Origin of the sequence: Corallococcus sicarius, assembly GCF_003611735.1 — a bacterium.
GTDB lineage: Bacteria > Myxococcota > Myxococcia > Myxococcales > Myxococcaceae > Corallococcus > Corallococcus sicarius.
In genome coordinates, this window is record NZ_RAWG01000037.1 from 12454 (window position 1) to 25387 (window position 12934).

The 12934-nt window shown below is 70.7% G+C and carries 14 protein-coding genes; 11 read left to right on the plus strand and 3 right to left on the minus strand.

The window, feature by feature from the left end; translation table 11 throughout:
- The first annotated feature begins 19 nt into the window (after positions 1–19).
- Positions 20–1162, plus strand: coding sequence for an esterase/lipase family protein (locus D7X12_RS08185; RefSeq protein ID WP_120624704.1), 1143 nt, complete (start codon positions 20–22; stop codon positions 1160–1162).
- On the opposite strand, the gene D7X12_RS08190 is transcribed toward D7X12_RS08185, so the two are convergent.
- Complete coding sequence (locus tag D7X12_RS08190) at positions 1159–1650, minus strand: DUF4442 domain-containing protein (protein WP_120624705.1); 492 nt, start codon at positions 1648–1650, stop codon at positions 1159–1161. The two genes, D7X12_RS08185 and D7X12_RS08190, sit on opposite strands and share 4 nt — an antisense overlap.
- Before the next feature lie 81 nt (positions 1651–1731).
- Between D7X12_RS08190 and D7X12_RS08195 the strand changes: the two genes are divergently transcribed.
- From D7X12_RS08195 to D7X12_RS08230, 8 genes are all read left to right on the plus strand, one after another.
- Positions 1732–3102 carry a flavin monoamine oxidase family protein gene (locus D7X12_RS08195; protein ID WP_120624706.1) on the plus strand — a complete coding sequence of 457 codons (1371 nt, stop codon included), beginning with the start codon at positions 1732–1734 and terminating at the stop codon, positions 3100–3102.
- Between the two features lie 153 nt (positions 3103–3255).
- Positions 3256–3819 (plus strand): DNA starvation/stationary phase protection protein Dps, encoded by a 564-nt coding sequence (dps, locus tag D7X12_RS08200; protein ID WP_120624707.1) that lies wholly within the window; start codon positions 3256–3258, stop codon positions 3817–3819.
- An 89-nt stretch (positions 3820–3908) separates the two neighbouring features.
- A complete protein-coding gene (locus D7X12_RS08205; protein WP_208718887.1) occupies positions 3909–4784 on the plus strand; it encodes an SDR family oxidoreductase in 876 nt (291 codons plus the stop codon).
- A complete protein-coding gene (locus D7X12_RS08210; protein ID WP_120624708.1) occupies positions 4781–5398 on the plus strand; it encodes a glutathione S-transferase N-terminal domain-containing protein in 618 nt (205 codons plus the stop codon). Before D7X12_RS08205 ends, D7X12_RS08210 begins: the two co-directional genes overlap by 4 nt.
- Before the next feature lie 21 nt (positions 5399–5419).
- Entirely contained in the window at positions 5420–6892 is a 1473-nt protein-coding gene (locus D7X12_RS08215) for a protein adenylyltransferase SelO (protein WP_120624709.1), read from the plus strand.
- A gap of 83 nt (positions 6893–6975) precedes the next feature.
- A complete protein-coding gene (locus D7X12_RS08220) occupies positions 6976–7479 on the plus strand; it encodes a hypothetical protein (RefSeq protein WP_120624710.1) in 504 nt (167 codons plus the stop codon).
- Between the two features lie 65 nt (positions 7480–7544).
- Positions 7545–8084 carry an inorganic diphosphatase gene (locus D7X12_RS08225; protein WP_120624711.1) on the plus strand — a complete coding sequence of 180 codons (540 nt, stop codon included), beginning with the start codon at positions 7545–7547 and terminating at the stop codon, positions 8082–8084.
- Between the two features lie 6 nt (positions 8085–8090).
- Positions 8091–8978, plus strand: a complete 888-nt coding sequence (locus tag D7X12_RS08230) for a CHAD domain-containing protein (protein WP_120624712.1) — start codon at positions 8091–8093, stop codon at positions 8976–8978.
- A gap of 22 nt (positions 8979–9000) precedes the next feature.
- Here the strand turns inward: D7X12_RS08230 and D7X12_RS08235 are convergent, their stop codons facing one another.
- Positions 9001–9372, minus strand: coding sequence for a hypothetical protein (locus D7X12_RS08235; protein WP_147443577.1), 372 nt, complete (start codon positions 9370–9372; stop codon positions 9001–9003).
- 348 nt (positions 9373–9720) lie between these two features.
- Between D7X12_RS08235 and D7X12_RS08240 the strand changes: the two genes are divergently transcribed.
- The gene (locus D7X12_RS08240) at positions 9721–10608 is read left to right on the plus strand and encodes an RNA polymerase factor sigma-32 (protein WP_120609161.1); all 888 of its coding nucleotides are present in this window, start codon (positions 9721–9723) and stop codon (positions 10606–10608) included.
- 92 nt (positions 10609–10700) lie between these two features.
- Here D7X12_RS08240 and D7X12_RS08245 read toward each other — a convergent pair whose 3' ends face one another.
- Positions 10701–11519 carry a hypothetical protein gene (locus D7X12_RS08245; protein WP_120624714.1) on the minus strand — a complete coding sequence of 273 codons (819 nt, stop codon included), beginning with the start codon at positions 11517–11519 and terminating at the stop codon, positions 10701–10703.
- 158 nt (positions 11520–11677) lie between these two features.
- Here D7X12_RS08245 and D7X12_RS08250 point away from each other — a divergent pair, with 158 nt between their 5' ends.
- Positions 11678–12934 (plus strand): Hsp70 family protein, encoded by a 1257-nt coding sequence (locus D7X12_RS08250; protein WP_120624715.1) that lies wholly within the window; start codon positions 11678–11680, stop codon positions 12932–12934.

Sequence of the window (12934 nt, forward strand, 5' to 3'; positions counted from 1 at the left end):
TCGGGTATGCTGGGTCGCAATGTCCGCGAAGCACCACGTGTACCTCGTCCCCGGTTTTTTCGGCTTCACCAACCTGGGCGAGCTCCTCTACTTCGGCCACACGTACGAGTTCCTGAAGAACGACCTGGCCCGCCGGGGGTTGAACGCGGAGGTGGTGACGGTCGTCTCGCACCCCACGGCGTCCATCCGTCAGCGCACCGCGGACCTGCTCAAGGCCGTGAACGAGACGGCGTCCGGCGACGACGGCCCCATCCACCTGGTGGGCCACTCCACGGGCGGGCTGGACGCCCGGCTGTTCGTCAGCCCCGGGGCGCAGCTGACGGAGGGGCTGGAGTTGGAGCCCTTCGCGCGCCGGGTGCGCACGGTGGTGACGCTGTCCGCGCCGCACGCGGGCACGCCGCTGGCCACGTTCTTCCTGGGGCTGTTCGGCCAGCAGCTCCTGAAGCTGTTGTCGCTGTTCACCATGTACGTGCTGCGCTTCGGCCGGCTGCCCCTGAGCGTGGTGTTCCGCTTCGGGCACCTGATGGCGCGCGCGGACAACCAGTTGGGGTGGAAGGCCACGCTGCTGGATCAGATCTTCGACCAGCTCCTGGGGGACTTCTCCAGCGAGCGGCGCGACGCGGTGGCGAAGTTCCTGGGGGACGTGGGGCGCGACACGTCGCTGATTCCGCAGCTCACGCCGGAAGGCATCGACCTGTTCAATGCCTCCACGCATGACCGGCCCGGCGTGCGGTACGGCTCCGTGGTGACGCAGTCCCGGCCGCCGTCCTTCCGCACGCGGCTGGCGGCGGGCATGGATCCGTACGCGCAGCTCACGCACACCATCTACGCGTTCGTGTACGGGCAGACGCAGCGAATGCCGCTGACGCAACTGCCCCTGCACACGCCCGCGCAGACGGCGGCGCTGGTGCAGGCCTACGGCGCGATGCCGGGCCCCACGGCGTGTGACGGCATCGTGCCCACGCGCTCGCAGGTGTACGGGCGCGTGCTGGCGGCGGTGCGCGCGGACCACCTGGATGCCATTGGCCACTTCGACCAGCCGGCGCACCAGCCCCCGCACGTGGACTGGCTCATCTCCGGCTCGGGCTTCCGCCGGCCCCAGTTCGAGGCCATGTGGAAGGCCGTGGGCGACTTCCTGGTGGAGGAAGAGCCGCAGCGCTAGCCGCGCTTGAACACCGCCAGGAAGCGCGCCTCCGCGACGCGCTGGCCGTCCGCGCCCAACAACTGCACGGGGATCCACGCCTCCGCCTTGTCGCCCTTCGCTTGCAGCGACGAGGCGAGCCCCGCCAGCACGTCCTCCGGGGGTTCGCACACCGCGCTCACCGCGCTCTTCGCCTTCGCGTGGAACGCCACCTCCATGCGGTTGACGAGCATCTTGTACTGACTCGGCGGGAAGCGGCGGAAGAGCATCACGCCCATCGTCAGCTCCATCACCGTCACCTGGGCGCCCAGGTACACGCTGCCCACGTGGTTCTTCGTCTTGCGGTTGAGCGGCACCGTCGCCCTCACGCGCGCGTCCGTCACCTCGTCCACCCGGTAGCCCATCGCCGCCGCCAGCGGGACGATGTTCTTCACCGCGAGCGTCGTCAGCGCGTTCGCCGCGCCCGGTGACACCTGCCGCACCTTCTCCACCATTTCCAACGCGAACATCCGGTCCTCCACCCTTCCCGACGAACGACTCCCACGCGCATCCTAGCCACCCGCCGCTTCCGGCATAGAGTCCGCCGCCCTATGGACACCCGCGTGGACGTGGTCGTCATCGGCGCGGGCCTCGCGGGCCTCACCGCCGCCCGGGACATCTCCCGCACCGGCGCCACCGTGGCCGTGCTGGAGGCGCGCGACCGCGTGGGCGGCCGCACCCTCACCCGCGACGTGGGCGGCGGGCTCGTGGACCTGGGCGGCCAGTGGGTGGGCCCCCGCCAGCGCCACATCCTGCGGCTCGCGGATGGCCTGGGCCTTGCCCGCTTCGCCCAGCACCACCAGGGCACCAAGGTGCTGGAGGTGCGCGGCGAGCGTCGCACCTACCAGGGCAAGGTGCCGTCCCTGCCCCTCCTGTCACTCCTGGACCTGCAACGCACGGTGTGGAAGCTGGAGGGCCTGGCCAGACGCGTCCCCCGGGAGCGCCCCTCCGCCGCGCCCCGCGCTGCTGAATGGGACGCCCTCACCGTGGAGCAATGGAAGCAGCGCCATGTGCCCACGTGGGGCGCTCGCGCCGCGTTGGACATCGCCACCCGCGCGGTGTTCGCCGCGGAGCCTTCAGAGCTGTCGTTCCTGCACTTCCTCTCCTACGTGCACTCCAACGGCGGCCTCATGCCCCTCACCGAAATCGAGGGCGGCGCCCAGGCGGAGCGCTTCGTGGACGGCGCGCAATCCCTCTCACAGCGGCTCGCGGAGAAGCTTCCTCCGGGCCGCGTCATCCTCTCCGCCCCCGTGCGCGCCGTCCTCCAGGATGCTCGCGGCGTCAGCGTCACCACCGAGGACGGCCGGACCTTTCGCGCGCGCTACGCCGTGGTGGCCACACCGCCCGCGCTCGCCGAGCGCATCGACTTCGGCGCGGACCTCCCCACCGCCCGCCGCCGCGTCCACGCGGACCTGCCCATGGGCAGCGTCATCAAGGTCGTGGCCACCTACGCCACCCCCTTCTGGCGCGAAGCCGGGCTGTCCGGTGAGGCCGTCAGCGACGTGGGCCCCGTGCGGCTGTGCTTCGACGACTGCGGCTCCGGCGGACACCACCCCGCGCTCGTGGGCTTCTTCCTGGGCGACACCGCGCGCACGTGGACCGGCCGCCCTGCCCAAGACATCCACCGGGCCGCGCTGGAGGGCTTCGCGCGCTTCTTCGGCGCCCAGGCGCTCACGCCGCTCGCGGTGGCGGAGCTGGACTGGAAGGCGGAGGCGTTCAGCACCGGCTGCTACGTGGGCCTGCCCCGCCCCGGCACCCTCACCGCCGTGGGCGACGCCCTGCGGGCCCCGTTCGGCCGGGTACACTGGGCAGGCACGGAGACGGCCATCGAGGGCTGTGGCTACCTGGATGGCGCCGTGGAGTCCGGCGAGCGCGCCGCCACGGAACTGGCCGCCCGCCTGACTGCTCCCAGCTCCACCTGAGAGCACATGCCGTCTGGTCGCCTGGTCATCAAGCCGGCCGTGCGACCAGGCGGGGCCCACACCGCCGTGGCGTCCCAGGGAGGCCGTCCCCACCCTTCCGGAAGCGCCGCGACGCCTTGCCGCGCGCAACCCACATAACGAGGGATACGGACCATGTACTCCACCAGCCACGTGAACCTTCCTCAGGATGCGCGCGAAGAGCTCATCGACATGCTCAACACAGTGCTCGCCAACGCCGTCGACCTGCACTGGCAGGTGAAGCAGGCGCACTGGAACATCCGCGGCACGCACTTCTACAGCCGGCACCTGCTCTTCGACGAGGTGGCCAAGCACGCGCGCAAGCACGCGGACGCCTACGCCGAGCGCGCGGGCGCGCTGGGGGGCTACGCCCAGGGCACCATCCGCCTGGCCAGCAACAACAGCCAGCTGCCCGAGTACGACCTGCAGGCCGTGGACGGCGAGTCGCACATCCGCGCGCTGGTCGAGCGCGTCGGCCGCTACGCCGCCAGCGTCCGCGACGGCATCACCAAGTCGGACGAGGTGAACGACCCGGTCACCGCGGACATCCTCACCCAGACGCTCGGGGAGACGGAGGAGGACCTCTGGTTCCTGGAGAGCCACCTCAACGGCGATGCCCGCGTGGGCGTCACCGTCCCGCCCCGGGGCAGCCCCCGCCGCGGCCGCGTCGCCGAGGACATCACCCAGGCCACCACCTGACGCCTGTCAGACTCCCGCGCAGGTTCTCCTGCGCGGGCAGGTCCCCATCCGTATAGAACGCGTCCCCGGATTCCAGGAGGGCGCGTCCCATGGCGGCACAGGCTCAGGACAACCGGTTGGATGGCAAGGTGTGCCTCATCACCGGGGCCACCGGCGGCATTGGCCAGGAGACGGCGAAGGCGCTGGCCCGACAGGGGGCCACGCTGGTGCTGTCCGGCCGTGACGCGGCGCGTACAGCCGCCACCGTCGCCGCCGTGCGCGAAGCCGTTCCCCAGGCCCGCGTGGAGTCGCTGCTCGCGGACCTGTCGTCGCTTGCGTCCGTGCGAGCGCTGGCCGAGGCGTTCCGCGCCCGCCATCCGCGCCTGGACGTGCTCGTCAACAACGCGGGCCTCATCATCGACCGGCGGCAGGTGACGGTGGATGGTTACGAGGCCACGTTCGCCACGAACCACCTGTCCCACTTCCTCCTCACGCACCTGCTGCGCGACCTGCTGGTGGCAAGCCCCCAGGGGCGCATCATCAACGTGTCGTCGGAAGGGCACCGCTTCGCGAACCCCCGCTTCCTGGAGGATCCGCAGACGGAAAGCCAGCGCTACGACGGCATCCGCGTCTATGGCAACGCCAAGCTCTCCAACATCCTGTTCGCCAAGGGCCTCGCGAAGCGCCTCCAGGGCACGCGCGTCACCGCGAACGCGCTGCACCCGGGGCTGGTGCGCACGGGCTTCGGCCACAACAGCCAGGGCTTCTTCCGCTACGTTGTGCAGCTGGGCGCGCCGTTCATGATCTCCGCGGAGAAGGGCGCGCGCACGTCGGTGTACCTGGCGTCCTCGCCCGAGGTCGCGGACGTCAGCGGGGAGTACTTCAACAAATGCCGCAAGGCGAAGCCTTCATCCGCCGCAAGGGACGAAGCGCTCGCGGAGCGGCTCTGGCAGGTGAGCGAACAGCTCACGGGAGTGAAGACATGATCGACCTGTACACGTTCAAGACGCCCAACGGCCGCAAGATCTCCGTCGCCCTGGAAGAGCTGGGCATCCCCTACAACGTCAAGGTGGTGGACATCACCAAGGGCGACCAGTTCAAGCCCGAGTTCCTGGCCATCAACCCCAACAACAAGATTCCGGCCATCGTGGACCACGCGGCGCCGGGGGGCCGTCCGCTGGCGCTCTTCGAGTCTGGCGCCATCCTGCTGTACCTCGCGGAGAAGACGGGCGCGCTGATGCCCTCGGACCCGCGCGGCAAGGCGGAGGTGACGCAGTGGCTGATGTTCCAGATGGGCGGCGTGGGCCCCATGCTGGGCCAGCTCACCCACTTCCGGAACTACGCCCCCACGAAGGTTCCCTACGGCATCGAACGCTTCCTCTCGGAGTCCAAGCGCATCCTGGGCGTCCTCGACCGGCAACTGGCTTCGCGCGACTACCTGGCCACCACGTACTCCATCGCGGACATCGCCACGTACCCCTGGCTGAAGGGCGCGCGCGACATGCACCCCGACCTCTTCGAGGGCCTGCACAGCCTCCCCCAGTACCTGCACCGCGTGGGCAGCCGTCCCGCCGTGCAGCGGGGCATGCAGGTCCCCTGACGTCCGCGTGCCGCGAAGGCCATGGCCCCGCTCGAACAGCTCGTCTTCGACAACACCTACGCCCGCCTGCCGCCCGGGTTCGCCGCCCGGGTGGCCCCCGCGCCCTTCCCGGACGCGCACGTGGTGAGCGTGAACCCGGCGGCGCTGCGGCTGCTGGGCCTGGACGCGGACGCGGCGACGCGCCCGGAGTTCGCGCAGGTGTTCGGCGGGGCGCGGTTGCTGCCCGGCATGGAGCCCCTGGCCATGGTGTACGCGGGGCACCAGTTCGGCGGGTACGTGCCACGCCTGGGAGACGGCCGCGCGCTGCTCCTGGGCGAGGTGCGCGCCCCCGACGGCGCGAAGTGGGACCTGCACCTGAAGGGAGGTGGCCCCACGCCCTTCTCTCGTGGAGGCGACGGGCGCGCGGTGCTGCGCTCCACCCTGCGCGAGTACCTGGCCGGAGAGGCCCTGCACGCCCTGGGCATCCCGAGCACGCGGGCGCTGTGCGTGCTGGGCAGCCGCACGCCGGTGTACCGCGAGGACGTGGAGACCGGGGCGATGCTGGTGCGGCTGGCGCCGTCGCACGTGCGCTTCGGCACCTTCGAGTTCTTCCACCACACCGGGCAGCCCGGCCACGTGGCCACGCTCGCGGACCACGTCCTCACGCACCACTTCCCGCACCTGTTGGAGCCGGGGCCGGAGGGGCGCCATGCGCGCTTCTTCGCGGAGGTGGTGGAGCGCACCGCGCGGCTCGTGGCGGGGTGGCAGGCGGTGGGCTTCGCGCACGGCGTGATGAACACCGACAACATGTCCATCCTGGGGCTCACGCTGGACTACGGGCCCTACGGCTTCCTGGACGACTTCGACCCCGGCTTCATCTGCAACCACTCCGACCCCCAGGGCCGCTACGCGTTCAACCAGCAACCGCGCATCGCGCTGTGGAACCTGGCCTGTCTGGGCGAAGCGCTGCTGACGCTCATCACCGAGGACGAAGCGCGCGCCGCGCTGGGCGCCTTCCAGCCCTCGTTCGCCGCGCACTTCCTCGCGCGCATGCGCGAGAAGCTGGGGCTCACGGAGGCCCGTGACGGGGATCGCGCGCTCGTGGAGGACCTGTTCGCGGTGATGGCGCGCTCGCACGTGGATTACACGCGCTTCTTCCGCGCGCTGAACCGGTTCGACTCGCAGCCTGACGCTCGCAACGCGCCGCTGCGCGACCACTTCCTGCCGCCGGAGGACTTCGATGCGTGGGCCGCGCGCTACCGGGCGCGGCTGGCCTCCGAAGGCAGCGAGGACGCTGTCCGCTCCGCGCGCATGGACCGCGTCAATCCGAAGTACGTCCTGCGCAACTGGGTGGCGCAGCAGACCATCGCCCGTGCGCAGGAGGGAGACTTCGCGGAGGTGGACCGGGTGCTCGCGCTCGTGTCCGCGCCCTTCGACGAACACCCGGGCTCGGAGGCCTACGCGGCAGCCCCTCCGTCCTGGGGACGACACCTCGTGGTGAGCTGCAGCTCCTGACGCGCGCTGGCACCGGATGCCCAGCAGGCAGGCGGGCGCATCCTGGGCGGAAGCCGGGCAGCGGGGTGCCTAGCTTGGAGGGCATGATTGAACCTCCTGTCCCTCCCCGCCTCGTGTTCCGCGCCCTCGGTCCGGGCCTTGTCGGTGCCACCGCGCTTACGCTGGTGCACGAGGGCGCACGCCGCGTCTTGAAGCACCCGCCGCGCATGGATGTGTTGGGCATGCGCGCCCTGGCGAAGGGCGTCCGCTTCTTCGGCTTCGAGCCCGCGAAGGGCCGGCAGCTGCACCGACAGACCCTGGCGGGCGACATCCTGTCCAATGGCCTCTTCTTCTCGCTCGTCGCCGTGGGCCGGCCGAAGCGGCCCTACCTGCGCGGCGCGGTGCTGGGGTTGCTTGCCGGCCTGGGCGCGGTGGTGCTGCCGCCGCACCTGGGGCTGGGAAAGGCGCCGTCGCGCGCACGCCCGTCCACCGCCTGGCTCACCGTGGCCTGGTACACGCTGGGGGGACTCGCCGCAGCGCGGGCGACGAAGCGGCTGCTCGCGCGGCGTGAAGCGGCGCTGCCCCTGGGCCGCGCGCCGCAGGGTTGACGAGTGAATCCCGCCCTGCCCTGGCACTTGCCGTCGGGCACGGGCGACGCAAGCCTTGAAGGCCCATGGCCACCGACTTCACCCGTCTGCCGCTGCGCGGCTTCCAGGATGCGTTGCATGTCGTCGTCGAGTCGCCTCGCGGTTCGACGGTGAAGCTCAAATACGAGCCGAAGCTCCAGGCCTTCACGCTGTCGCGTCCGCTGACGCGCGGCTTCCGCTACCCGTTTGACTGGGGCTTCATCCCCAGCACCCAGGGCCCGGACGGAGATCCGCTGGACGCGCTGGTGTTCTGGGACGTGCCCACGTGGCCCGGCGTCGTGCTGCCCTGCCGGCCGCTGGGCGTGCTGATGGTGGACCAGAAGAAGCGCGATGCTCAGAAAGGCGAGCGCGAGCGCAACGACCGCATCCTGCTCGTCCCGGTGAACGCCGCGCGCGCGGACGGCCTGACCTCCTACCAGAACCTGTCCCAGCGCGAGCGGGAGGAGCTGGAGCACTTCTTCCTCGCGGTGGTGCACTTCGCGGACAAGGACGCGCACATCCTCGGGTGGGAAGGCCCGGAGGCAGCCGAGCGCCTGGTGCAGCAGTACGCCCTGAAGGAGGACTGACGCGCCATGCCCCCTCCGACCCCCATCCGCGGCCTGGGCCCCGACAGCGAGCTGGGCGACGCCGCCCGCCGCATCCTCGCCGGACGCCTGGCCGACGCGCGCCACCCGGAGGACCAGCTTGGAGCCGAGCTGGACGAGGACGGCGTGCACGACATGCGCGTGGCCACCCGCCGCCTGCGCGCCGCGCTCCAGGTGTTCCAGGCCACCGGGAAGCTCGCCCGCGTGGAGGCGGACGTGAAGCGCCTCCAGGACGCGCTGGGCGCCGTGCGCGACCTGCACGTCCAGGACGCATGGATGGGCACCGCCGCGAAGGGGAAGAAGGACGCGGTGAAGGCCCTGGCCGGCCTGCGCAAGACGCACCTGTCCAGCCTGGGCGAGAAGGAGAAGACGCTGCGCGCGGAGCTGGAGCGCTGGACGGAGCGCACCGTGCCGCGCCTGTTGAAGCGCCTGGACACGCTGGAGGACCGCCACCGCTTCGCCGGCAAGCAGGTGCGAGGCCACCTGCGCCAGCGCCTGCGCCGCGTGGAGAAGCGCCTGGAGCGCTACGCGGACGCTCCCGACGCCACGTCCGCGCACGCCCTGCGCAAGGACTTGAAGAAGCTGCGCTACGAGCTGGAGATCTTCCAGCCCGCCTTCCGCCGCACCGTGGGCGCGCTGCTGGAGGTGCTCGTGCCCCTCCAGGACGGACTGGGCGAATTGCACGACGCGGACGTGCGGCTGGAGCTGTTCGAGCGCGCCGCCGCCGAGGCCCCGCCCGTGCAGCGCAAGGCCGCGCACAAGCTGCTGCCCCGCATCCGCGAGGAGCGCGCGGCGCGCTCCGCTGAAATCGCCCGCGAGGTGCAGCGCTGGCACGCGGAGGCCATCCCCAAGCGGCTGCGCAAGGCATTGACCTGACGCGCCGGGCCCGCCCGCTCCTTCAGTGGTGAGGGGAAGGACTGGAGCCGGAGGAGCTCTCGCGACGCGACCGCTCCTCCTGCTGACGCCGGGACTCCTCCGTGTTGGCGTTCGCGAGGGCGCGGATGAGGGCTCCGCCCGCCGCCGTCGCGCCACCGGACACCGCCGCCCCCGTGCCCTCCGCCGGCTTCGGCTCACACACGCAGCCGGCGGAGTTCATGATGATGACCACCGCGCCCAGCTTCATGTCGATCTGCTCGCAGAGCTGCCGGCACTCCGTCGCGCGCTCCATGGGCAGCGCGAACGCCGTGGCCCGCGTCGTCGTGCAGGCCGCGAGGGGGAACATCAGGGACAGGGACAAGGCCACCACCAGCGCTGCTCGGTTGGTTCTCATGGGGGCGGGCTCGTAGCACGCGCCTTTTCCGGACAGTCGGCCTCCTGCACCCCTGGTGTGGGCCCATGGGCGTCCCTATCTCCTCCCCACATCCTCAAGGGATGTGATCCCGGCGGCGTGCAGGTCGGAGGGCAGACAACCCTCCCTTCAGGGCACCCGGAAGAAGGTTCGGATCAGGGCTCTGTAAAAACTGCCGGTTTCCGCCCTAAGCATCGAAGCCTTTTCGCGCAACTCACCAGAATCATTGAGGTTGGCCGTCCGCTGGCATTGGCACCTGCATTGCTAAAGGTCTCCCCGTCGCAGCAAACGCGCGGAACACATCCCGCCCTCTTCCCCGAGAGACCCCCCATGCAGGCTTCCAACTCCTTCTCTTCTGCTGACTCGCTCTCCACGTACCTCTCGGAGATCAACCAGTACCCGCTGCTGAGCCCGCAGGAGGAGCAGGCGCTCTCCCGCAGCTTCCGCGCCGGCGACCTGTCCGCGGGCCACCACCTGGTGACGAGCAACCTGCGCTTCGTGGTGAAGGTGGCGTACGAGTACCGCTCCTACGGCCTGAAGATGTCCGACCTCATCCAGGAGGCGAACATCGGCCTGATGAAGGCCGTGCAGAAGTTCGACCCGGAGAAGGGCATCCGCCTCATCTCCTACGCGGTGTGGTGGATCCGCGCGTACATCCAGAACTACGTGCTGCGCAACTGGAGCCTGGTGAAGCTGGGCACGACGCAGGCGCAGCGCCGGCTGTTCTTCAGCCTGGCCCGCACCCGCCGCGAGCTGGAGAAGCTGGGCGCCGGCGACGGCCACATCGTCAACGCGGAGGAGATCGCCCGCAAGCTGAACGTGAAGCCCACCGAAGTGCGCGAGATGGAGCAGCGCATGGGCGGCAGGGATTTGTCCCTGGACGCGCCGGTCGGTGAGGACGGCGACGCCACGCACCTGGACTTCGTCGAGTCCGACGTCGCCTCCCACGGTGACGAGGTCGCGGACCGGCAGCAGGCGGGCATCACCCGCACGCTGGTGCAGCGCGCCCTGACGCGGCTGGACCCGCGCGAGCGCTTCATCATCGAGCAGCGCGTGATGAGCGACTCGGAGATGACCCTGAGCGAGCTGGGCGAGCACTTCGGCTTCTCCCGCGAGCGCGCCCGTCAGCTGGAGATCCGCGCCAAGGACAAGCTGAAGGCGGAGCTGGCGAACCTGATGGCCGAGGCCGGCCTGGACCAGGCGGAGCTCGCGGCGTAACGCGCGAGGCGTAGCACCTGCGACACGGCACGGCCCCGGACCCTCGCGTGGGAAGCGCGAAGGCACGGGGCCGTGGCATGTCCGGGCCCTGATTACCGCGCCTGGGGCTGCGGGGCCGCGCCGGGCGAGGACTCGCCGCTCTCCGGGGCGGCGGGCGCCGCGGGCTGGGCCTGAGACTGGGCCTCGATGCGCAGCGCCTGCGGCTCACCGCTGTTCGCGTCCGTGCGGTAGGAGGCTCGCACCTGCGCGCCCTCCTGGATGTCCGCCGCGCTCGCGTTGCGGCCGTCCACCTGCACCTGCGTGGAGGGGCTGATCTTCAGCCGCAGCTGCGGCTCACCGCGCTGGCTGAGCAGCACCTCCTGGTCGCTCGCACTCAGCACCTGCCCGGAGATCTGCTGCTCCGGCGCGGCCTGCGGCGACGCGACGGCCAGCGGCTGCTGCGGGGTACCGGCCGGCGGCTGGACGGGGGCGTTCTGGCCCACGACCTCGCGCTGCGGGGTGGTCAGGTTCTGCTGGACGCGGCGCTGGGCCTCCAGCGCGCTGGCCTGCGCCTGCTGGGCGACCGACTGGGCCTGCTGGGTGCTCGCCTGGGCCTGCTGCTGGGTGGCCTGCGCCTCCTGGGCCTCCTTCTGGGCCCGGGCCTGGGCCTCCTGGAGTTCCTGCTGCTTCCGCTGGAGGTCCTCCTGGGCGTTGGCGGCCTCGCGCTGCTGGGTGGACGCCTCCTTCTGGGCATCCCGAGCGCTGTCGAAGGCCTTCTCCGAGCGCTCCTGGGCCTGTTCCACTTCCTGGTTCGCCGAGACCCGGGTCGAGGTGGTGGAGGTCTCCTGGCGGGACTTGTCACCGTCCTGGCAGGCGGTGCCCACCACCAGTGCCGCGACTCCCGCTGTCAGCCATCCTGCGCGCGATTTCATGGGTTCTCCTGTCGAAGGGAAGACGCAGCAAAGATGGCGAGCGCCCGTGGGGAACCAAGCCAGGGAGACGTGAGCGGCTGGTGAGCGGCCTTCCGTACGGCAGGCCCTCACTTTGGGGCTACCGCGTCCGGAGGAATGGCGATAAGGGGCGCCCCCCCATGCGCGCCTGCGGACTCGACTTCGGAACCAGCAACACGGCCCTGGCCCTGCCGGATGGCACCGTGCTGCCCCTGCAGCCCCACACGCCGGAGCCGCGGCTGTTCCGCTCCGTGCTCTTCTTCGCGGAGGACGAAAAGGAGATCTTCGCGGGTGCGGATGCCATCAACAAATACCTGGAGGACAACAACGGGCGGTTCATCCAGTCCGTGAAGTCCTTCCTGCACAGCTCGTCCTTCCGGGCGACGCAGGTGAAGGGGCGCACGTTCACCATCGAGGACCTGGTCGCCATCCTGCTGCGCCGCGTGCGCGAGTCGGCCGGGGCGCACCTGGGCGAGCCGCCGGACGCGGTGGTGCTGGGCCGGCCCGCGGTGTTCACCCCGGATCCGGATGCGGACGCACTGGCGGAGAAGCGGCTGCGCAAGGCGGCGGAGCTGGCGGGCTTCACGCACGTGCAGTTCCTCATCGAGCCCATCGCGGCGGCGCTCGCGTACGAGGCGCGGCTGACGCGGGACGAGCTGGTGCTGGTGGCGGACTTCGGCGCCGGTACGACGGACCTGACGCTGATGAAGCTGGGGCCGTCACGCCGGGGGAACCTGGACCGCAGGCCGGACGTGGTGGGGTCCACGGGCGTGCGCATCGGAGGTGACCGGTTCGACGCGGAGATCATGCGGCACAAGCTGCTGCCGCGCTTCGGGGCGGGGTCCACCTACAAGGTGAAGGGCTTCAGCCACAAGCGGCTGCCCATTCCGCAGCACGTGCTGGCGAAGCTCTTGAACTGGCACGAGATGTCGTTCATCCGGGAGAAGTCCACGCAGGAGCTGCTGGAGGTGATGCTCGACACGAGCGACCGTCCGGCGGAGATTCAAGCGCTCTACGACCTGGTGATGGACAACCTGGGCTACCGGCTGTTCCGGTCCATTGAAGCGGCGAAGGTGCGCCTGTCGAGCCAGGACGTGGCGACCATCGACTTCGAGGAGGGGCGCATCCAACTGCACGAGCCCATCACGCGCGCGGAGTTCGACACGGCGAGCCGCACGTTGCTGGATGAACTGTCGCAGTGCACCGAGGGGCTGTTGGCGAAGCACCCGGAGGCCAGGGACATTGATGCCGTGTTCCTCACGGGTGGTTCTTCGCAGATTCCCGCCGTACGGGAGCTGTACGTGAAGCGCTTCGGTGAGGAGCGCGTGCGCACCGCGGATGCCTTCACCTCCGTGGCGGAGGGTCTGGGACGCGCGTCCGCGTGGCTTGCGGGGTGA